This is a genomic window from Pseudomonas sp. GZJR-8 (assembly GCF_002916705.1).
In the GTDB taxonomy this organism is placed as follows: Bacteria; Pseudomonadota; Gammaproteobacteria; order Pseudomonadales; family Pseudomonadaceae; genus Aquipseudomonas; species Aquipseudomonas synxantha_A.
The window spans coordinates 209944-232274 of the sequence record NZ_JXSI01000005.1; the positions used below are offsets into that span (position 1 = coordinate 209944).

17 protein-coding genes are annotated in these 22331 nt (G+C 60.4%); 10 read left to right on the forward strand and 7 right to left on the reverse strand.

All coding sequences use genetic code 11. From position 1 onward, the window contains the following. The first annotated feature begins 4 nt into the window (after window positions 1-4). The 7 genes from TK42_RS12605 (at window position 5) to TK42_RS12635 (ending at window position 9949) form a co-directional block, all read left to right on the forward strand. Window positions 5-1405 (forward strand): transglycosylase SLT domain-containing protein, encoded by a 1401-nt coding sequence (locus TK42_RS12605; RefSeq protein ID WP_103734339.1) that lies wholly within the window; start codon window positions 5-7, stop codon window positions 1403-1405. Window positions 1406-1615: 210 nt separating this feature from the next. Beyond that, entirely contained in the window at window positions 1616-3445 is a 1830-nt protein-coding gene (locus tag TK42_RS12610; RefSeq protein WP_103734340.1) for an extracellular solute-binding protein, read from the forward strand. Continuing rightward, window positions 3442-5280 carry an extracellular solute-binding protein gene (locus tag TK42_RS12615; protein ID WP_103734341.1) on the forward strand — a complete coding sequence of 613 codons (1839 nt, stop codon included), beginning with the start codon at window positions 3442-3444 and terminating at the stop codon, window positions 5278-5280. Before TK42_RS12610 ends, TK42_RS12615 begins: the two co-directional genes overlap by 4 nt. Then, a complete protein-coding gene (locus tag TK42_RS12620; protein ID WP_005788756.1) occupies window positions 5281-6354 on the forward strand; it encodes a microcin C ABC transporter permease YejB in 1074 nt (357 codons plus the stop codon). A gap of 1 nt (window position 6355) precedes the next feature. Further along, the gene (locus TK42_RS12625; protein ID WP_005788757.1) at window positions 6356-7375 is read left to right on the forward strand and encodes an ABC transporter permease; all 1020 of its coding nucleotides are present in this window, start codon (window positions 6356-6358) and stop codon (window positions 7373-7375) included. A 1-nt stretch (window position 7376) separates the two neighbouring features. After that, complete coding sequence (locus TK42_RS12630; RefSeq protein ID WP_032875996.1) at window positions 7377-8978, forward strand: ABC transporter ATP-binding protein; 1602 nt, start codon at window positions 7377-7379, stop codon at window positions 8976-8978. Between the two features lie 77 nt (window positions 8979-9055). Beyond that, entirely contained in the window at window positions 9056-9949 is an 894-nt protein-coding gene (locus tag TK42_RS12635) for an AraC family transcriptional regulator (RefSeq protein ID WP_078821524.1), read from the forward strand. Here TK42_RS12635 and TK42_RS12640 read toward each other — a convergent pair. Continuing rightward, on the reverse strand, window positions 9891-10478 hold the full coding sequence (locus TK42_RS12640; protein ID WP_032803577.1) for a LysE family translocator: 588 nt from the start codon (window positions 10476-10478) through the stop codon (window positions 9891-9893). The genes TK42_RS12635 and TK42_RS12640 overlap by 59 nt on opposite strands. 173 nt (window positions 10479-10651) lie before the next feature. On the opposite strand from TK42_RS12640, the gene TK42_RS12645 reads away from it, so the two are divergent. Continuing rightward, a complete protein-coding gene (locus tag TK42_RS12645) occupies window positions 10652-12109 on the forward strand; it encodes an alpha/beta hydrolase (RefSeq protein WP_032876003.1) in 1458 nt (485 codons plus the stop codon). Between the two features lie 58 nt (window positions 12110-12167). On the opposite strand, the gene TK42_RS12650 is transcribed toward TK42_RS12645, so the two are convergent. Further along, window positions 12168-14237 (reverse strand): PTS sugar transporter subunit IIC/EAL domain-containing protein, encoded by a 2070-nt coding sequence (locus TK42_RS12650; protein ID WP_103734342.1) that lies wholly within the window; start codon window positions 14235-14237, stop codon window positions 12168-12170. 343 nt (window positions 14238-14580) lie between these two features. Here TK42_RS12650 and TK42_RS12655 point away from each other — a divergent pair, with 343 nt between their 5' ends. Together TK42_RS12655 and TK42_RS12660 are read left to right on the forward strand one after the other, a co-directional pair. Then, window positions 14581-14835, forward strand: a complete 255-nt coding sequence (locus TK42_RS12655; RefSeq protein ID WP_228309798.1) for a hypothetical protein — start codon at window positions 14581-14583, stop codon at window positions 14833-14835. Window positions 14836-14845: 10 nt separating this feature from the next. Beyond that, on the forward strand, window positions 14846-15175 hold the full coding sequence (locus tag TK42_RS12660) for a DUF6388 family protein (protein WP_032876009.1): 330 nt from the start codon (window positions 14846-14848) through the stop codon (window positions 15173-15175). An 8-nt stretch (window positions 15176-15183) separates the two neighbouring features. Here the strand turns inward: TK42_RS12660 and TK42_RS12665 are convergent, their stop codons facing one another. Genes TK42_RS12665 through tssK form a run of 5 tightly spaced genes read right to left on the reverse strand, consistent with a single transcriptional unit; the run spans window position 15184 to window position 22330 of the window. Continuing rightward, window positions 15184-16026: a serine/threonine-protein kinase gene (locus TK42_RS12665; protein ID WP_032876012.1), complete on the reverse strand. Its 843-nt coding sequence runs from the start codon at window positions 16024-16026 to the stop codon at window positions 15184-15186. Next, window positions 16023-16754: a PP2C family serine/threonine-protein phosphatase gene (locus tag TK42_RS12670; protein ID WP_032876015.1), complete on the reverse strand. Its 732-nt coding sequence runs from the start codon at window positions 16752-16754 to the stop codon at window positions 16023-16025. Before TK42_RS12670 ends, TK42_RS12665 begins: the two co-directional genes overlap by 4 nt. Then, entirely contained in the window at window positions 16751-20119 is a 3369-nt protein-coding gene (tssM, locus tag TK42_RS12675; RefSeq protein WP_103734343.1) for a type VI secretion system membrane subunit TssM, read from the reverse strand. The genes TK42_RS12670 and tssM overlap by 4 nt, the downstream gene beginning before the upstream one ends. Before the next feature lie 16 nt (window positions 20120-20135). Further along, window positions 20136-20996, reverse strand: coding sequence for a type IVB secretion system protein IcmH/DotU (gene icmH, locus TK42_RS12680; protein WP_103734344.1), 861 nt, complete (start codon window positions 20994-20996; stop codon window positions 20136-20138). Between the two features lie 5 nt (window positions 20997-21001). Further along, window positions 21002-22330, reverse strand: a complete 1329-nt coding sequence (gene tssK, locus TK42_RS12685) for a type VI secretion system baseplate subunit TssK (RefSeq protein ID WP_103734345.1) — start codon at window positions 22328-22330, stop codon at window positions 21002-21004. Window position 22331: the final 1 nt, after the last annotated feature.

The following is a 22331-nucleotide window of genomic DNA, read 5'->3' on the forward strand; positions in this document are numbered from 1 at the left end:
GCCAATGTCGTCATCTATTCGTAAATCCATTTCTTCAGACGCATTGACCCGCCTGGCTCAAGCCGTGGCGGTGGCCGTTTCCGCAGCTCTGGCGGGCTGCCAATCGACCAATTACGCTGCACAATCCACCGTGCAACCCAAACCCAATCTTGCTGCCAAGATCAAGCAAAAACCTATTTGGCTATCAGAGAAGCCCAGCCCCGAAGTACCCCAGGATGTCTGGGAACGCATGCGTCGGGGCTTTCAATTGCAGGACGGTGTCGGCGTCAACCCACGCATCGAGCAACAGCGTCTGTGGTTCGCCAGCAACCCGTCCTTTCTGGAGAACGCCGGTGAACGCGGCAGCCTCTACATTCATTACATCGTCGAACGCCTTGAAGAACGCAACATGCCTCTGGAGCTGGCCCTGCTGCCAGTGATTGAAAGTGCCTACAACCCGATGGCTTATTCGCGCAGCGATGCGGTCGGCTTGTGGCAGTTCATTCCCTCCACCGGGCGCTACTTCAACCTGCGCCAGACCCGTGCCTACGACGGCCGCCGCGACATTACCGCCTCCACCACCGCCGCCCTGGACTATCTGACACGTCTGCATGACATGTTCAACGGCGACTGGCTGCTGGCATTGGCGGCTTATAACGCCGGCGAAGGTACGGTCAGCCGGGCGATCGAGCGCAACGAAAAGCTCGGCCTGCCTACCGATTACTGGAACCTGCCCCTGCCCCAGGAAACCAAGGACTATGTGCCCAAGTTCCTGGCCCTGTCCCAGGTGGTTCTGGCGCCGGAGGCCTACGGTGTCAACCTGAACCCGATTGCCAACACGCCGTATTTTGAAGTGGTTGAAGTCAAGCAAAGCATGGACCTGTCACGGGTTGCCGCGTTGGCCGAGATCGACGAAGACGAACTGTTCCAGCTCAACCCGGCCCTGAAACAACGCACCACCCTGGACGGCCCCCAGCATTTGCTGGTGCCGACCTCCAAGGCGCAGCTGCTCACCAGCACCCTTTCGACGATGAAGCCGGAAGAATTGCTGAGCATGCGCCCCAAAAAGCCGGTGTTCGACGAAGTCGAGACCAAGTCGGTGGCCGGGCGTACCCGCAGCTACAAGGTGCGCAGTGGCGATAACCTTACCTTGATCGCCAAGGCCAACAAGGTCGACGTGCATGACCTGCAACGCTGGAACAAGCTCAACGGCCAGGCACTCAAGGTCGGCCAGACCCTGGTGATGCAGGACACCCGCAAGGCCGTCGCGAAAAAACCGGTGCAGTACAAGGTCAAGAAAGGCGACTCGTTGTACATGGTCGCCAAGCGCTTCAACGTTGAGATGCAACATCTCAAGCGTTGGAACCCGCGCACCGGCCAGGCGTTAAAGCCAGGGCAGATGCTGGTGGTTTCCGGGCCAAGATAAAGCCCTCAAGAACACCGGAGGCTAATGTGAGAGGGGGCTTGCTCCCGATAGCAGTGGGTCAGTCAGCCTATGTATTGGCTGACATGCCGCTATCGGGAGCAAGCCCCCTCCCACATTGGATCGCCATCGCCCTAACTGGCTTTTTCCAACCGGAACAAGCTGTTACTGTACCGATCATAAAGCCCAAGCCGCCTGGATCGGATCTCTGACTTGAAGCGTCCTCTCCTTCTACTAACAAGTCTGGCCTTGAGCTTTGCTGCGAACGCGACGATTACCGAGAGCCACGGTTACGCGCAGTTCGGCTCACTCAAGTACCCGGCCAAATTCACCCATTACGATTGGGTAAACCCTGCAGCGCCCAAAGGCGGCACGCTGCGGGTTATGGCCTTTGGCACCTTCGACACGCTCAACCCCTATACCTTCAAGGGCACTAGCCCGGTTTCCACCGGCAATTTCCTGCAATACGGCGTCAATGAGCTGAACGAACCCTTGATGGTCGGCACCGGCCAGTACGCGCCGTCGGGCGACGAGCCCACTTCCAGCTATGGCCTGATTGCCCAGTCGGTGGAATACAGCGAGGACCGCAGTTGGGTGGTGTTCAACCTGCGCCCCGAAGCGCGCTTTCACGACGGCAAGCCGATCACCGCCGCAGACGTGGCGTTTTCCTATCGCACGCTGTTGACCGAAGGCCATCCGCAATACCGTACGAGCCTGCAGGAAGTGGCCCGGGTCGATATTCTCAACCGCCACCGCATCCGTTTTGTATTCAAGCGTGCGGGCAACCCGTTGCTGATCCTGCGCCTGGGCGAATTGCCGGTGCTGCCCCTGCACTACTGGAAGAACCGCGATTTCAAGGCCACCACCTTCGAGCCGCCGCTGGGCAGCGGGCCATACCGCATGACCAAGGTCGCCCCGGGCCGACAGTTGGTATTCGAGCGGGTCAAGGATTACTGGGGCAAGGACCTGCCGGTCAACCGAGGCTTCTACAACTACGACAAGGTCGAGGTGGAGTTCTATCGCGACAGCGACGTGGCTTTTGAAGCCTTCAAGGCTGGTGAATTCGACATTTATATCGAGCATCAGGCCAAGAACTGGGCCACGGGCTACAACTTCCCGGCGGTCAATCGTGGCGATGTGATCAAGGCGCAGATTGCCCACCAGATCCCCACCCAGAGCCAGGGCCTGTTCATGAATACCCGGCGGCCCGCCTTCAGCCAGACCAAGGTCCGCGAAGCCCTGGGGTTGATGTTCGACTTCGAGTGGACCAACCGCACCCTGTTCAGCAGCGCCTACAAGCGTTCGGTGAGCTATTACCCCAACAGCGAATTCTCGGCCACCGGCCTGCCCGTGGGCCATGAGTGGCTGATGCTCTCGCCCTATCGCGACCAACTGCCGGCCGCACTGTTTACCCAGCCGTTCAACCTGTCGCAGACCGACGGTCGCGGTATCCCCCGCGACACGCTGCGTCGCGCCCTGGCACTGCTCGGCGAAGCCGGCTGGAAACTGTCGGGCCAACGCCTGCTCAACAAGGATGGGCAACCGCTGCGCCTGGAGATCCTGTTGGTCAACCCGAACCTTGAGCGCATCCTGCAACCTTATGTCGAAAATCTGACCCGCATCGGCATCGACGCCCGCTTGCGCACCGTCGACCGGGCACAGTACAAACAGCGCCTCGATCAATTCGATTTCGACATGATTCTGATGACTCTCAACCAGACCCTAAGCCCGGGTCTGGAGCAGTGGCAGTACTTTCACTCCAGCCAGGCCACGATCAAAGGCAGCAAGAACTACGCCGGCATCGCCAACCCGGTGGTCGACCATCTGTTGGATCAACTGCTGGCGGCGCAGACCCGCGAAGAACAACTGGCGGCCGGCCGCGCCCTGGACCGCGTGCTGCTGTGGCAGCACTACAGCATTCCCAACTGGTACCTCAACTATCATCGCCTGGCGTACCGCAACCGGTTCGCCTTCGTTACCACGCCGCCCTATAGCCTGGGCCTGAGTGCGTGGTGGCTGAAAGCTTCGGAGAAAGCCCAATGATGTCTTTGCGTACTACCCTGCTCGCCAGCCTGTTGCTGTGCACCGCGGCCCAAGCCGCCCCGCAACACGCGCTGACCCTCTACAACGAGCCCCCCAAGTACCCCGCCGACTTCAAGCATTTCGACTACGTCAACCCCGACGCCCCCAAAGGCGGCACCTTCCGCGAATCGGCCATGGGCGGCTTCGACAGCCTCAACCCCTACATCAGCAAGGGCGTGCCGGCGGATAACCTGCCGTTGATCTACGACACCCTGGCCATGCAAAGCCTGGACGAGCCCATTACCGAATACGGGCTGGTGGCGGGCAAGATCGAAAAAGCCCCGGACAACAGTTGGGTGCGTTTCTACCTGCGCCCCGAAGCGCGCTTCCACGATGGCCATCCGATGCGTGCCGAGGACGTGGTGTTTACCTTCCAGACCCTGATCAAGGACGGTAACCCGCTTTACCGCAACTACTACGCCGATGTCGACGAAGTGGTGGCCGAAGACCCGTTGCGTGTGCTGTTCAAGTTCAAGCGCACCAACAACCGCGAATTGCCGCTGATTCTCGGGCAGTTGCCAGTGCTGCCCAAGCACTGGTGGGCGACTCGCGACTTCTCCAAGGGCAACCTGGAAGCGCCCCTGGGCAGCGGGCCGTACCAGGTGTCGGAGGTCAAGCCCGGACGCATGATTCGCTACGAGCGGGTCAAGGACTACTGGGCCAGGGACCTGCCGGTCAACAAGGGTTTCTACAATTTCGACACCCGCATCACGGATTACTACCGTGACAGCACCGTGTCCCTGGAAGCCTTGAAGGCCGGGCAGTTCGATTACTGGCTGGAGTTCAGCGCAAAGAACTGGGCCAACGCCTACAACATTCCAGCGGTGACCCAGGGCCGACTGATCAAGGAAGAGATCCCCAACGGCAACCCCACCGGTATGCAGGGCTTTGTGTTCAATATGCGCAAGCCGATGTTCCAGGATGTGCGGGTGCGCAAGGCGATCAGCCTGCTACTGGATTTCGAATGGAGCAACAAGCAGCTGTTCAACGGCGCGTACACCCGAACCCGCAGCTATTTCGAAAACTCGGAAATGGCCGCCACCGGTTTACCTGGCCCGGATGAACTGGCGATCCTTGAGCCTTTGCGCGACAAGATCCCGCCCGAAGTCTTCACTCAGGCCTTCGAACCTTCCAAAACCGATGGCAGCGGCATGATCCGCACCCAGCAGCGCGAGGCTTACCAGCTGTTGCAAGCTGCCGGCTGGAAGATTGTCGATGACAAGATGGTCGACAGCACCGGCAAACCGGTGACTATTGAATTCCTGCTGGCCCAGACCGAATTCGAACGCATCCTGCTGCCGTTCAAGCGCAACCTGGCCGACCTGGGCATCGACCTGGTGATTCGCCGAGTGGATGTCTCGCAGTTCGTCAACCGCCTGCGCTCACGGGATTTCGACATGCTGGTGGGCAGCTTCCCACAGTCCACCTCGCCCGGTAACGAGCAGCGCGAATTCTGGAAGTCGTCCAGCGCCGACAAACCCGGCAGCCGTAACTACATGGGCCTCAAGGATCCGGCCGTTGACCAACTGGTCGAAGAGCTGATCGATGCCGGCTCGCGCCAAAGCCTGATTGCCCACGCCAGGGCGCTCGACCGCGTACTCCAGTTTGGTTACTACGTGGTGCCCAACTGGCACATCAAGACCTTCCGCGTGGCGTACTGGGACCACTTGGGTCATCCCAAGGTCTCGCCACGCTACGACGTGGGCACGGCCACCTGGTGGGCCAAACCCGACGTCAAACCGGCGGTCTCCCTGGACACCACACAAAACGCCGATGCGGCGAGCGGAGGCGATTGAATGCTGGCCTATATTGTTCGCCGCCTGTTGCTGATCATTCCCACGCTGTTCGGGATTTTGCTGATCAATTTCGTCATCATCCAGGCCGCCCCCGGCGGGCCGGTGGAGCAGATGATCGCCAAGCTGGAAGGCTTCGACGGCGCCACCAGCCGTATTGCCGGGGGCGGGGCCGAAGTTGCGGTGGCCGGCTCCAGCTACCGTGGCGCCCAGGGCCTGGACCCGGCGCTGATCAAGGAAATCGAAAAGATGTACGGCTTCGACAAGTCGGCGCCGGAACGCTTGTGGATCATGGTCAAGAACTACGCCCGGCTGGATTTTGGCGACAGTTTTTTTCGTGACGCCAAGGTCATCGACCTGATCAAGGAAAAGATGCCGGTGTCCATCTCTCTCGGGTTATGGAGCACCCTGATCATGTACCTGGTGTCGATTCCGCTGGGGATCGCCAAGGCCACGCGACACGGCAGCCACTTCGATGTGTGGACCAGCTCGGCCATCATCGTGGGTTATGCGATTCCGGCGTTCCTGTTTGCGATCTTGCTGATCGTGGTGTTTGCCGGCGGCAGTTATTTCGACTGGTTCCCCTTGCGCGGGCTGACCTCCAACAACTTCGACGAGTTGAGCGTTGGCGGCAAGATCCTCGATTACTTCTGGCACTTGGCGCTGCCTGTCACCGCACTGGTGATCGGCAACTTCGCGACCATGACCCTGCTGACCAAGAACAGCTTTCTCGACGAGATCAACAAGCAATACGTGGTCACTGCCAAGGCCAAAGGGCTGACCAACCACCGCGTGCTCTACGGCCACGTCTTCCGCAATGCGATGCTGCTGGTGATCGCCGGCTTCCCCTCGGCGTTCATCGGCATCTTCTTTACCGGCTCGCTGCTGGTGGAGGTGATCTTCTCCCTCGACGGCCTGGGCCTGATGAGCTTTGAAGCGGCAATCAACCGCGACTATCCGGTGGTATTCGGCACGCTGTTTATCTTCACCCTGCTGGGGCTGGTCGTGAAACTGATCGGTGACCTCACCTATACCCTGGTCGATCCGCGTATCGACTTCGCCAGCCGGGAGCATTGAGATGAACCTGTCCCCCCTCAATCGCCGCCGGTTCGAGCGGTTCAAGGCCAACAAACGTGGCTGGTGGTCGCTGTGGCTGTTCCTGATCCTGTTCGGGCTGAGCCTGGGCGCCGAGCTGATCGCCAACGACAAACCCCTGGCCGTACATTACGACGGCGACTGGTATTTCCCGGCGCTCAAGCGCTACCCCGAGACCACCTTCGGCGGCGAATTCCCCCTGGAAGCCAACTACAAGAGCCCGTATATCCAGGAGCTGCTCAAGGCCAAGGATGCCTGGACCTTGTGGGCACCGATCCCGTTCAGCTACCAGAGCATCAACTACGACCTGAAGGTCCCCGCCCCTGCCCCCCCTTCAAGCGTCAACCTGCTGGGTACCGATGACCAGGGGCGTGACGTGCTGGCGCGGGTGATCTACGGCTTTCGCGTATCGGTGCTGTTTGCTCTGACCCTGACCGTGCTCAGCTCGATCATCGGCGTGATTGCCGGCGCGTTGCAGGGGTTCTATGGCGGCTGGGTCGACCTGGCCGGGCAGCGCTTTCTGGAGATCTGGTCGGGGCTGCCGGTGCTCTACCTGCTGATCATCCTCGCCAGCTTCGTGCAACCCAACTTCTGGTGGCTGCTGGGGATCATGCTGCTGTTTTCCTGGATGAGCCTGGTGGATGTGGTGCGCGCCGAGTTCCTGCGCGGGCGCAACCTTGAGTACGTGCGCGCAGCACGGGCGCTGGGCATGCAGAACGGCGCGATCATGTTCCGCCATATCCTGCCCAATGCCATGGTCTCGACCATGACCTTTTTGCCATTCATCCTTACCGGCGCCATCGGCACCCTCACCGCCCTGGATTTCCTTGGCTTCGGCCTGCCGGCGGGTTCGCCGTCGCTGGGTGAACTGGTGGCCCAGGGTAAATCCAACCTGCAAGCGCCGTGGCTGGGCATGAGTGCCTTTGCCGTACTGGCGATCATGTTGAGCCTGCTGGTGTTTATCGGCGAGTCCGCTCGCGATGCGTTCGACCCGAGGAAATGAGATGAATCCGGACAATCTGATTGAAATCCGTGACCTCAGTGTCGAGTTTGTCACCGGTGAACATCACCACCGCGTGGTCAACCAGGTGAGTTTCGACATCAAACGGGGTGAGACCCTGGCACTGGTCGGCGAAAGCGGCTCCGGAAAGTCGGTAACGGCCCACTCGATCCTGCGGCTGCTGCCCTACCCGTTGGCGCGACACCCGAGCGGCACTATCGAATACGCCGGGCAAGACCTGCTGACCCTTAAAGAAAAGACCCTGCGGCATATTCGCGGCAACCGCATTGCAATGATCTTCCAGGAGCCGATGACCTCGTTGAACCCGCTGCACTCCATCGAGAAGCAAATCAACGAAGTACTCGGCCTGCACAAGGGCCTGACGGGCAAGGCCGCCACCCGGCGCACCCTGGAATTGCTGGAGCTGGTGGGCATCCCCGAACCGCACAAACGCCTCAAGGCGCTGCCCCACGAATTGTCCGGCGGCCAGCGCCAGCGGGTGATGATCGCCATGGCGTTGGCCAATGAGCCGGAGCTGCTGATCGCCGATGAGCCGACCACGGCCCTGGATGTCACCGTGCAGTTGAAGATCCTGGAGTTGCTCAAGGAGTTGCAGGCGCGGCTGGGCATGGCGCTGTTGCTGATCAGCCACGACCTCAACCTGGTGCGACGCATCGCCCATCGCGTGTGCGTGATGCAGCAAGGTTGCATCGTGGAGCAGGCCGAGTGCGAGACATTGTTCCGGTCGCCCCAGCACCCCTATACCCAGGAATTATTGGCAGCAGAGCCCAGCGGCGGGCCGGCCGGCAATGAGGTCGGCCCACCGTTGCTGGAAGTAGACGACCTGAAAGTCTGGTTCCCGATCAAGAAGGGCTTTTTGCGCAACACCGTGGATTACGTCAAGGCGGTGGACGGCATCAATTTCAGCCTGCCCCAGGGACAAACCCTGGGCATCGTCGGTGAAAGTGGCTCGGGCAAGTCCACCCTGGGCCTGGCGATTTTGCGCCTGATCGGCAGCAAGGGCGGGATACGCTTCGAAGGCCAGCAACTGGACACGCTTACCCAGCAACAGGTGCGCCCGTTGCGCCGGGAAATGCAGGTGGTGTTCCAGGACCCATTCGGCAGCCTGAGCCCGCGCATGTGCGTCAGCGAAATCGTCGGCGAGGGCTTGCGCATCCACAAGATGGGCACGCCTGACGAGCAGGAAGCAGCGATTATCGCAGCGCTCAGGGAAGTGGGCCTGGACCCCGAATCCCGTCATCGCTACCCCCACGAATTCTCCGGTGGCCAACGCCAACGTATCGCCATCGCCCGCGCCCTGGTGCTCAAGCCGCGCCTGATTCTGCTGGACGAGCCCACCTCGGCCCTGGACCGCACGGTACAACGCCAGGTGGTTGAGTTGCTGCGCGGCTTGCAGGCCAAGTACAACCTGACGTACCTGTTTATCAGCCATGACCTGGCGGTGGTGAAGGCGCTCAGCCATCAACTGATGGTGGTCAAGCAAGGCCAGGTGGTGGAGCAAGGCGATGCCAAGGCGATTTTTGCCGACCCACAACATGCCTACACCCGCCAGTTGCTCAAGGCCGCCTTTTTGGTACCTGCCTGACATCACATCAAGGCTGACGCCACTGGCGGTGTGTGTAAAGATCAGCCCTCGATCTCTCAAGGGATGGAGCCACCGCCATGTCGCTGAACACCACTGCCCGCCCCGCCCAGGCGCCTTGTTTCTGGCGCGACGAACGCTTGCCGTTTATCGAGGCGCGCACCATTGCCGACGGGCGCAAAGTCACCTATACCCGGCACGCCCATGAGCACTTTTCCATCGGTGCGATCACCACCGGGCGCAGCTATTACCACTACGACACACAGACGTTCGAGATCAGCGCAGGCACCGTGGTGCTGATGAACCCCGGCGACGTGCACGCCTGTAACCCTATCCAGAATGAGCATTGGTCCTACCATATGCTCTACCTGGACACACCCTGGCTGACCGACCTGCAGCACCAGTTGGGTTTCAGCACCGACCAGGGTTACCGCCCGTTCAGCACCCCCTATACCCTAGACGTCTCGCTGTATAACGGCTTATTGGCGTTGTACCGACTGCTGGTGGATGAGCAGGCCGAACTGCTGCACAAACAGAGCGCGCTGGTGGGTTACTTCAGCGAAGTCCAGCAGCGCTTGAACCCCTCGCTTACGCCGATACGGGAGGTCAATCACAAGCTGGAGCGTGCAGCGGACTTCATCCGTGAACACTGCACCGAGGCGTTGAAGCTGGAGGACATTTGCCTGGCAGCCGAGCTGTCGCCGTCGTACCTGATTCGCGCCTTCAAGCAGTATTACGGGCTGACACCCCATGCCTTCCTGGTCAATCGCCGTATCCAGTTCGCCCGCGCTCGATTGCGCGACGGCGAACTGATTGCCGATGTCGCCCTGGCCGCAGGCTTTGCCGACCAGGCGCACTTCCAGCGCACGTTCAAACAGCACTTTGCCGCCACGCCCGGGCAGTACCGCGAGAACCTCAAGCCATCAGCAAATAACCCACACTGGCCACCAGCAACGCGGCCATTGAGCGGTTGAACAGGCGCACGCCCTGCGGGTTGTTCAGGTAGCGACGCAAAAACGTCCCGGCATACGCCCAGCACGCTACCGACAGGTAGCAAATCACCAGGTAAAGCGCCGCAAACAGCCATACCTGCCCCGCATCGCCATCGGCCACGAACAGCCCCATCCCGGCCACGCAGGCCAGCCAGGCTTTGGGGTTGAGCCATTGCATGATCGCGCCGTACAGCATCGATGGCGCGGTAGCGGCGCCTTCAGCGTCAAGTCGACCGTCATCCATCGCCAGTTTCCAAGCCATATACAACAGGAAAGCCACCCCGCCCCACTGGATCACCTGAGTCAGTATCGGCCAGCGCACCAGCACTTCATGCAGCCCCAGGCCGATCAGCACCAGCAGTAAAGTGAAGCCGACTGCCGCGCCGAACACATGTTTCTGGCTGGCGGCAAAGCCAAAGCGTGCACCGCTGCTCAGGGCAACCACGTTGACCGGGCCAGGGGTAATGGAGGTGGCCAGGGCGAAAGCAGCCATGGAAATGATCAAGCTCATTGCAGTCCCTTCTTGTTAAGTCAAACACAGGTGACTTCACGGTAAAGGCTCAGACACTGCGGATATTGAACAAAATGCCCCTTGGTGAACATTTGTGGTGATTCTGTAAAGGCGTGATTCCAGGCCACCTATCTCGGTTAAGGTAGGCGCCCTTTGGCCTTGACTCACTCTTCATGTCAACACTCAAGCACCTGCTGGTACTGCTCCCGCTGATCATCCTGTCCCAGTCTGCCCACGCCCAGCCCGGCGCTGTGCGTTGGCAGCCGTGCACCGACAGCCCGTTCGACAATTGGTTTGACGCTGAGCCACCGGAGGATCTGCTGTGCGGCTATGTTGAGGCGCCTTTGGGATATTCGGGCCACGCCAAGGCGGACAAGGTACGACTCGCGCTGACCCGCTTGCCTGCCACCAGCGTCAAACAGGGCAGCGTAGTGGTGATCAGCGGGGGACCGGGGCTGCCCGGGATCAACCCCTTCCTGGCCGATGACGACACCGTGGCCAGGCTCACGCGGTCCTACGACATTATCGGCTACGACCCGCGAGGCGTGGGGCAGTCAACACCGAAGATTTCCTGTGCCTTGCCCGAGCGAGACGAAAAAACGGTCATCGACGAAAACGACGTTGGCGCCTTGGAAGCCCAGGTCCGCAAAACCCTGGCCGCCTGCATCGAACATACCGGCGCAAAGGTCTTGCAGCACATGGGCACCGACGACGCGGTCAATGACCTTGATGTGATCCGGGCTGCGTTGGGCGAACCCGGTTTAACCGCAGTGGCCTACTCCTACGGCACCCAGGTCGCGGCACTCTATGCCGAACGTTTTCCAGCGCAAACCCGTGCATTGGTGCTGGACGGCGTGGTGGACCTTTCAGAGGACGATTACACCCAACTACTGAATCAGGCTCGCGGCTACCAGCAGACCTTCAAGCGCTTTGCAGCGTACTGCGCGAAAAACCGTGACTGCCCTTTACCGCCCGATGAGGCGGGAGCGAACGAGGCGTTTCATCAACTATTACGCCAGGTATACGACACAGCCTTGATCACGCCCGACGGGGACGAAGTGACCGCCGACGACCTATTGACCACCACTCAAGCACTGCTGCTGTGGTCCGACCGCTGGCCCGAGCTGATGGCTTTGTTGCAAAAGGCCAACGACAGGATCGCCGATGAACAGGTAGCCGGGTTGATTGACGAAAACGTCGGGGAAGATGCCGATGATGCCCTGAGCGTAATCTCTTGTGCAGACGTCGCAATCCCGGGTCGCGATGTTCAGTTATTGCGCAAACAGAGACAGGCGATTCGAGAGGCCTCGCCCTTCACCAATTACCTGGCGGTGCAGCAGTCGGGCCTGGAACTGTGCGACCTGTGGCCATGGCGCGGCACACTTTCAGCCCACGTGCCGGTGGCCGCACCGAGCCTGCCACCGTTGCTGTTTGTCGGCCAGCGATTCGATCCGACTACGCCCTACATCAACGCACGGCAGATGGCGAAATGGTTTAAAAGCCCACTGGTCACCCGTGAGGGAGACGGGCACACCCTGGTGCTCAACGGCATCGACCGCTGCGTGGACGAGGCTGTCGTCGACTATCTGCTGGCGCCTCGTGAGACCAGAACGGACAAGACCTGCCGCTAGCCAAGTGCCGAGTGGTGGGGCAAGAGCGTCTGGCTATCCGGTCGTCCCCACCGCCGGATCAAACCACCGCCGCCCGCTCGCGCACAAAGCGCGGCAACTGATCACCCGGCAATGCCTTGCTGAAATACCACCCCTGGATAAACAACTCAGGCCCCGTACTCAAGAACGCCAGTTGCTCGGCAGTCTCCACCCCCTCCACTACCACGCCCAGGTTCAACGCCTCACAAAACCGCAACATGCCGGTCAGCACCTGGGCGCCCTTGGGGTCGCGCTGGGCCACCACAAAACTGCGGTCGATCTTGATAAAGTCCACAGGAAACTGGTGCAGGTAACTCAACGCGGAAAACCCGGTGCCAAAATCATCGAGATACACTTTTGCTCCGGTGGCCTGCAGTTTATGGATGGTTTGGCGGGCGGCGGGAATATCGCTGACCAGCGCATCTTCGGTGATTTCCACCGACACCCGGCCATCGGCCTGGGCAAGAATTTCCACCAGGCGATCACCATAGGCAGCGTCCTTCAAGGTGGCACTGGAAATGTTGATGGTCATGGGCAGTTCAAAACCGATCTTGCGCCACTTCTGATACTGGCGCACGGCCTGGGACGCCACCCACACGTCCACGTCCGGCATCAGCCTGGCTTGCGCCAGCCATTGCAGGAACTCCCAGGGTGAATGCACCGTGCCGTGGCTGTCCCGGGCGCGCATCAATGCCTCGCACCCGGTGCACAAGCCGGTACGGGTAGACACCTGGGGTTGGAATTCAAGGTAGAACTCGTAATCGCTGATCTGCTGGATCCGGCTCAATTCAACGGCCTGCCGCGCCAGGGTCCGGTGGGAGGCCATTACCGGATCGAACTCCAGCAGGCGGCCTTTTTCTTCGAGGCCGCGAAAGGTCATGTCCAGAGACTTGAGATAAACCGTGCCACCGTCGATGGACTGACGATGAATGGCCCGCACGTAGGGCGCATACACCAGCGTGCCCATGCCCAACAGCAACACTTGCAGGGCCACAGCCGCCACGTCGCCATGGGTGCTGAGGTAGGCATTGAGCAGCACCGGCGCGGTAAACGGCACGCTGGCCACCGCCGGCGAGACCCAGCCCAATTGCACCACCGTCAAAGCCACCATCGCGTTGAACGCCGGCACCAGTAGAAACGGTATGAACAAACGCGGGTTGAGAATGATCGGCAAGCCAAACAACAGCACCTCGCTGACGTTGAATAACGACAACGGCAAGCTGGCGATCGCCAGCAACCGCATGGAGTGGCTGCGGGAAAACACCAGGATCGCCAGCAGCAGGCACAAGGTCGCGCCCGATCCGCCGATAAACGCAAAACTGCCGAGCAGGCCGTTATTGAGCAGGTATTGGACCGGCTGTCCCGCCGCCAGCGCCGCACCGTTGAGCACCACGGCCTGGTCCAGTACATCGAACAACGGCTGCATGGCATAGACGCCGTGAATGCCGAAGAACCACAGCAGCGAATTCATCAGCGTTACAAACAACCCAGTGCTGTAAGGCGATTGCAACGCATCGAGCACCTGAGGCCCCTGCAATTGCGCCACGTAGGGAATCAGCAACAGCAACGTCAGTATCATCACCAATGACAACGCCGTGATCGCGCCAGGGATCACCATGTTGATGGTGCCCTTGAGGTTATGCCCAACCAGGTCTTCGTTGACCAGGCGTGTCCAGCGAAAACGGTGCAGCCAGGCAATGACCGGCACATTGATCAAGGGCGAAGCGATGGCAATAAACAGCAGGAAGGTGGCCGACGCCCGGGGATACTCGCGCAATACAAACGTGGCAACCACCACGTGGGCCAGGCACAGGAAGGCGACCGGCAGCTGTGGCAGGCGATGCTGGATCGCCAACATGTAACCGATGGAGGCCGCAACCAGCAAGGGAATCACCGAGCTGATCTGGTTGTGCAACCCCGCCAGGAAACTCACTACCTGGGGGGCGAACCCCAACGCCTGGGCGCACTCGGACAGGATCAGGAATCCGGCGGATACCAACAAACACGGCAGTATCCACAACAACCCCTCGCGAATCGCACGCAACGACTCGGTGCTGGCCAAGACCGCCAGGCGCTGGGTAAGGAAAAGTTTGAACAGCGTTTGCGCCATGAGCCGTCCTCTGCCCGTCACCTATTGCCGCTGGAAGCCAGGGCCGGAAACACACGCTAACGCTACACGCCCTGAGAGCAGGAGCGAAAGACTTTTGCCAACCCGTACCGCGCTTCTTGGGATAAAACGCACGATAGCCGCACCTATTTCCCACCGAATTATCGAACTTTCTGACTTGAAGCAACCCCTAAGGCTATCTGAGTCGGTATCATCCGCGTCTGTCTGCGTGTTAAAGGATGTTACAACTTGCAAACCAGCAGGTACGCAGTCAGGGAATCAGGCCTGGAACGACAACAGGCACAAAGGAGAGAGCTTCACTATGCAAGACAAGCGGTCAAGCAACATGCGTCCCCTATTTGTCACCATTTTGCTGTGGTTGTGCAGTGTGGTGCTGCTGTTTGTAATCAAGAATGTCATTGAGCTGTTCACCGGGCCTGTCGCTGAAACCTGGGTTGACCTGGCATTGGTGCTAGTCGCTTACCTGATGTTCTTCTTGCTGGCGCCGTTGCAGAACTGGATGCGACGCAGAGCCCGCAAACGTGCGCGCCTTCACCCCAGCGCGCACTCAGGCGATTCCAAGTCCCGTCCTTCGCACTAAGGGCACATCCTTGTCAGCACCCAGCGATACTTACCAGCTCGCCTTGGACAGGTTTTTGCGCGATCAGCCACACATCGCCGCTGAGCTAGACAACCTCAACCCGTTGGCCGCCCAGGCCAGGGGGGAAACCCTGGCGCAGTATCGCGCCGAGCGCTTGCACGAAGCGTTCGAAGCCCACGCGGAGCAGCAACACCTGTTCGCCTGGGAACTGACCCTTAAACTGACGGCCGACTCCACCGAAACCTTCGAGGCCCAGCGCCGCGAAGTGCATAAAGAAGTCGCACAGATGGCCGGTATGGACTGGGTGGAGTATTGCCAGCTGCATGGCCTGGCGGTCTGACCTTTACCCTACAAGTACCAGCGTGGCCGGCTACAGGCCATCACTTGGCGCAATTCGGCGACTGTTACGGTTCGACGCTGCGGATCTATCGCCAACGCCGAATGTAATGCCGGCCAGCAGTGCCTGGGTAATTGCGCGGGCCGGGCCAGCCGGTCAGTGAAAGAGCGTGCGCCGATGCGCTGGCCACTAGCCAGCTCATACACAATGCAAGCCATGCCGTATACGTCCGCAGCGCCGCTCAGCGCACCGCCGTCCAGTAATTCCGGGGCAGCGTAGGCGGGTGTCCAGGCATTGAAACGAGTACGGCTGACACTTGGCAAACCCATCGCCTCCTGCGTCTGAGCATGCCCCAGGCCAAAATCGAACAAACATACGCCCTCCTCTCCCACCATGACGTTGGCGGGTTTCACATCGCCATGCAGGACGTTCTTCTGGTGGATGTAGGCCAAAGCATCCAGCAACTGCAGCGCGATGGGTTGCAGTTCCTGCCAGGGCAAACCATAGGGGCACTCCAGCAGCAGCCGGTCGAGGGTCACCCCTTGCAGCAGCTCCATGGTGAAAAACGCAATTTTGCTGTGGGTGTCGACCTCAAAGGAAAACACCCGTACCACACGGTCATGTCGCAGGCTGCGAGCCAACGCAAACTCGCCGTACAACAGCACATGCGCGTCGGGGCACTGGGAAATGGACTCGCCCAGCAGCTTAAGTGCCACCCTGGAGCAAGGCTGGCCCAATTGCTCATGCAACAGATCGCGCGCGCGGTACACCACACCCATGCCGCCGCTGCCCAGGACGTGCTCAAGGTGATAACGCCCTGCCAGCAGACGGGATGGTGCGACCGCCAGGTTCAAGGTTGCACCACAACTGCGGTCAGGTCATCTCGCACCGGCCTGCGCAACGCCCCGGCGAATAATTGTTCCACCGCCTGCCGGGGCGTTCTCCTGCTCAACGCCCGTCCCACCTCGACATGGCTGAGGGTCTGATACAGGCCATCGCTGCACAGCAGGAATACATCCCCAGGGCGAGTACTGAGCTCCAATACCTCAAGGTCCAAACGCGAGCGCGCACCAACGGCGCGGGTCAAGGCCCTGGCATCGGGGTGCGCCTGGGCTTGCGCCACGCTGATATGACGCTCGTCCATGAGGCGCCGCAGCAGCGAGTGATCCTTGGACAACTGGTACAAGTTCTGGCCCCGCCATAGATAGCAGCGACTGTCTCCAGCCCAGACACAGGCCGCCCGCCCGTTCTCCAACAGCAAGGCAACCACGGTACTGCCCATCGTCGCGCCATCATTTGTGTCGGGCTCTGTCCACGCGCGCCGCAATCGCTGGTTAACGCCTTGCAAACTTTCCCGAACGGCATTGATCCGTTGATGGAGGTTGCCATGAGCCGGCACTGAAGCCAGGTGGCTGACCACCCAACGACTGGCGACATCACCGTGCCGATAGCCGCCCATTCCGTCCGCCACAGCCCAGCAACCGCCATGCGGGTTGTCCAGAAACGCATCTTCATTACGCAGTCGCGCCTGCCCTCGCTGGGTGCGCCCGGCACTGCGCCAATGGGCGCCGGCCTGGCTCACAGTTGCTCCGGCAATCGAAAGGTGCGCCATGTGTCCATATCAAACGGCCCTGGCGTGCGCTGGCTGGTCAGCAGGTAATTGGCGCGCAGACCGGCGAGGTCTGCCTTGAAAATCTGCATATTTGCACCACTTGCGGGTTCTTTCTGCAGCAGATCGAAAAACCGGAACAGCGACCAGGCCCCTGCGTTTTTCTCGATCCCCAACGGGCGCTGCTCCGTACCTCTGTCCAGCACAAGGCTGCTGCGCCCATTCTCTGCCTCGGTGGGCCAATGAAACGGCATGGGCGTGATCGGGCCGTGCCGATATTCCAACTGCTGGTCGCCAAACCGCAGTACGGCTCGGCTGACCGATTGGTCCAGGCTGTAGGGCGCCAAGGTAAATCGCACAGATAACTCCCCCGAGTCCTCGCTGAAAAAGCCGCGGCGGATTACCTGGGTTTTCGTCAGTTGGTCCAGCAGCGAGCGCGAAACCGGCAAACTCTGGCCATCCAACCCACGCAACCTGTAGCGGCTGCCATCGGCGCTGATGAAAGGCCTAAGATATCCCTCATAAAAACGTGCCATTACCCCCTGCGGCTTGAAGAACTCCTGAAAATCATGCAGCGCAACATCACTGCTTGCATGGGCATTGAATGGATAACGTCGGCGAAGGGCCTTGGCATAAAGGCTATGTACGTCGCTTTGATACCGTTGATTGACATGCACATACGCCTGCTCCAGCAAATGCCGCCAACTGTCGTCGGCCACGCCCTCGAACCAACCGGCAAGCGGCAGCGGCAGACGCGCAGCAGCATCACGCAAATTGCCCAGTACATCCTGCTGCCCCTCCATACGCTGTCGAGCCCGCAGGAAGGCCGCCTGTTCTGGCGCACTGTCACGGTTCAATGCCGTGAGTTGCAGGTGCAGCTCACCGAGCAAACGCAACGCCTGGGCCAGCTCTGCGCCGGGGTTGTGCTGCTCATCGAGCAACTGATGCAAGGGTTCAAACCGCTGCTGCAATGCCCGCCGTGGCGCATCGTCAAAAACCGACTGCCCATCCGTCAACGTCGCCTTGGCCAGCCCTGCCAGCTCTCCCGAATGCTGGGACACCTTATCCAGCAGCACATGGCCTGGCAGCAAACGAGTGTTTTCCCGCAACTGCTGCAATAGCCGAATCAACGGGGACTGTGCCGAGGTCAGGCTCATGAGCTGGTCGGCATCCTGGCGCAGGCTGTCGGTCTGTTGCAGCCTGACTCGTCCGAGTACGTCGCTCCAGGCATCGGCATACTCACTGAAGTAGCGTTGCTGCAGTTCTGCCATCAACCGCCGCAGATCCTGTGGCCCCAGGTCGGTGCCCTGCCCCAGCACCCAATTATCCTGAGCGATGGCATTGACCAGCCTCGGGCCCTGCGCCTCAAAGTACTGCACATATCTTTTTGTATAGAAACCGGGAACAGGCGGGTCGATCGTGGCAAATACCTTACCCTCGGCCAGGCGCAACGGTTCCAGGTTGCGCGCTTGTTCGCGCAATACTCGATACACGCCATCGGCCAAAGATTCCCCTCTCAGCACTTCGCGGGCCTGGGCCACTCGTTCATCGTTGAGCGGTGTGACAAACGGCCGTTCAAGCAGCCGTGCCAAGTGCTCTCCCAGACGCTTCTGCGTGGGCATATCCCCGGCAAAACGCACCGACCAAAGGCCTGTCACATGCTGTGCCAGCCAGGTGGCGTCACGGCGCTCGCGCAGATTGAGCATCAAATACGCACGCAGGTTATCCAATAACCGTTCGCGGTCCCCCAGGCTTGCGTCTATCTGTTCTTCAAGCTGCGCGGTTATCCAGACCAGCAGTTGCTGTTGCAGCGCCTGCTCATAAGCCTGGTCTACCCAGGCACGACTCACCTCGCCCTGATACAGGCCGAGGCGCTCGACCAAGCGCACATCCTGCGCCGCCGGAAACACCCGGGTCGCCGCCAACCGCGCATCCAACAGCCCCAACAACGCCGGGCTTTCATCGTTTTGAGCCCCTGTGGCCGGCATCGTCTGGGCGACCAATGCCGCCAGTTGGACCAGGCGTAGCTGGTTGACGCTGTAGCTGTACATCCACAGGCCACCGACACCGCCAAGAATCAGCGCGACTGTCATCGCTTGCAGGCCCTGGCGCTGACGGATGCGCTGCTGCTCCTGGGCTTGCAGGCTGGCAAGACCGGCTTCGGCAAAGATCACCTGGCTGAACAGCCCCCTCACAAAACGTGCATGCCTGTCATCGGCACAGGTCAGGAAGAACCCTCGCAAACCATTGATGGGTTGGTAGCGATGAGCAGAAAAGGCCATTTCAGCGAACAGGCTTACACGCTCACCGACGCGTGCCGCCTGTTGGGGAAACTCCAGGATCTGACCACGACGTTCAACGTTGCCCTCCTGGTGCAGTCGCGCAATCAGCTCACCGTTCAAACGCTGCAACAATCCCTCGACGGCCTCGTGCACCTGAGTAATTTCAGCCATGCCGCTGCCGACGTCCAGTGGCTGCCCCAGCAGACTGTCGGCACTTTCCCCATGGGGTGAATCAAAGAACTCAGCGAATCCCGGCAATCGATCGGCCTGGGTCAACACCAGATAGATCGGCACATCCACATGTAGCGTTTGCCGGATCTCCTGCAAGCGCGCGTGCACACGACGGGCATGGTGATCCAGGTCGTACTCGCTGGTGTTGAGCAACGTGTCTACCGACAGCGCCACCACCACGCCGTTGAGCGGGCGCACCCGGCGGCGCCACCTGAGGAGATTCAGCAGGGTGGCCCAGCCTGCGGCATCCACTGCACTGTCAGGTTGGGTCAGATAGCGCCCCGGGGTGTCGACGAGTACGCCTTCGTCGGCGAAATACCACTCGCAATGAGCACTGCTGCTCGTCGGTCGCCTGTCAGCGTGTTCAGGCGATAACTGCAAGCCGGCTGCCGCCAGCAGCTGCGTCTTGCCACTGCCCGGCTCACCAATCAACAGGTACCAGGGCAACTCATGGCGCCAACGCGCGCTGCGCTCTCCATAACGGCTGGAGGTTTTCAGCAGGTGAACCGCATCCTTGAACCGAGTGCGTACGCAGCGGTATTCGTTCTCCACACGTGTCGACGGCTGCTGGCGGGGCTGGCGCTCAGACCGTGGACGCCGGGCGGCACGACCACCGCCGGCAAGGACCATCACCAACCCCCAAAGCAGAAACACGACACTGATGGTGACCAGGCGAGCCGTCGCGCCCTGCCAAACAGGCTGATCATTCACCGCCAGCAGCGGCCCCCAAAACCACACCACTGCCGCACACGAAAGCGCCAGCAACAGGCTCCAAACCCAAATCCGGCCCAGCACGGCGCCCACACCCTTGAAGAATGCGCTCATTCTTTGCTCCCTGCGTTTACAAGGACGTGCGGATCAAATCCGACGCCGAAAATTGAAGCGGTTGCAGCGCGTTCGCGCGCTCCGTGCTCAGCATCCAGGCAAATCCTGTGTACATTGCCAGCAAGCAAACCAGGGTGAAGATGACCAACCAGGTAACGGGAACAACGCACAACCCCGTACGCCGGCTCGCCCCGTGCATCGCGGGTACGGGTGGCGCCGGCGACGGCTCCCCGCGTACGTGCCGGATCTGGCGATACAAGGCATCGCGAACACCCTCCAGTTGCGACATGCCGCGCTCCATCACTCGGTATTTGCCCTCGAACCCCAGGGATAGGCACAGGTAAAGCAGCTCCAGCATCGGCAGGTTCTTCACCGGGTCGCGTGATAGACGCTCCAGCAGTTGGAAAACTTTTTCGCCCCCGAAGGTTTCGTTATGAAAGCGGCTCAACAGGCTAACCTTCGACCATTCACTCTGTGCCCCCCACGCCGTAGTAACAACCGCCTCATCGATCACACTGCACAACACATAACGCGCCGACATGACTTGGCTGCTTTCAACACCGCCCTGCAAGGCGCGGGTTTCGAATTGAGTCACCGTCAATGACAATCGGTCGTTGAGCGTGCCCAGGTCTTCGCGACCAGAGCAGACCCTGAGCGCCACGATCTCGGACAACACCGCCCAAGCCGCAGCCACCAGCGGGTTGAGCCCAGCCTTGAAGCTCGACGCATCGAGCATACGGCCGGCATAGATCATGCGATCTTCCAGCTGCTCATAGCGTGGCGGCGATGGGAAGTCCGTCAATGCCCCCTGTGCAGGCCCATGACCCTCGCGGTCGAGCAGGACGGTTCTTTCATCCTGTGTGTACTCACTGTCCATGGCATTCAATTCCTGATGGCCCAAAAGTTGAGTTCAAGCCCGGCGAAGTCACCGCCTACGTGGAACGCGAAACCGCCCGACTGCTGCAATTGCGCGATCTCGGGGGCACTCATATCGAGGATGAAGTAGGTCTTGCCGGCATGAAACGGAATCTGCCGCGGCGCCACTGGCAGCGGCTTGACCTTGATACCGGCCAGGTGCAGGTTGACCAACTCACGTATGCGCTCTACCGGCCCGACTTTCAGGTGTGCCGGCAGGCGCTGGCGCAGTTCCTCTGCCTCACACTGCGCGGTGGCTGCCAGGATGAACGTGGCCGTGCCGAGCAATTTCAACTCGTCGACCGGGCAGACCAGAACGCCGTACTGGCGTGGTTGCAATGTCAATTCGATCACATGTTGCTCAAGCACCACCGACAGGACGGCGCGTAGGCGCTCCATCAACCCACGAAAACTGGCGCCCTGGTCGCTGTGTCGATAATGCACGTCCAGCTGCGCGCGTTTACTGTCACAGGCGAACGTTGATAGCTCGCCGAGCATCGACACCAACAGGCGGAACAGCGCTTCGGGTCGAACCTGGGCCTGGCTCAGGCAGTGCCGCAGCGCAAGTTCGGTACGATTGATCACCTGCAGCATCAGGAAATCACCGAGTTGTGTGCTTGCAGCCGTGCTCTCGCCACGAATGCGCGCCGCGATGGCATCGCCGCGGCTGGCAAGCAGACCGACGACTTCGTTAAGGCACGACGCCAAGTAGCCATGCTCCTGCACGAAAATGAAGGTCGGGATGAACGCGGTATCCAGGCTCACGCCCCCTTCACCGCTGACGTCCAGTACCTGGGCAACCTTGAGTGTGACGAAGCTCTGATCACCCGCCTGCTCGCCCAATACAAGGCGTAAGTCGGGCCGTGCGCAGCTGATTCGGCAACGCGCATCTACACCCAGGTTGGAGTCTCCCACTTCCACTTCGCATCGCAGGTAACGCGCCAGAACATCGCTCTGTTCAGGCTGGCGGACCTCAAGGTGATTGCCGCTGGCCAGGGGCAGTGCCAGGTAAATGCCCTGCCTGCCCGCATCAGTTGGCACCTGCAACACCAGCGGTTCCATAGCGGCACTCAAATCAAACAAGCTACCGTCCGGCAAGACGCCACTCGCCTGGTTGACCACCAGCTTGCCCAGCTTTAGGTATTGCTCATTCAATTCCAGCGTAAGGAAGCCCCAGGCATCACTGCCCAACAGGCGCGTCTGGTTGAGTTGCTGCTGGTAATAGCGGTCGTTGTGCTGCAAGTGCTGTGGCCGCAGCAACATGCCTTCTTGCCAGATCACTTTATGAACAGGCATC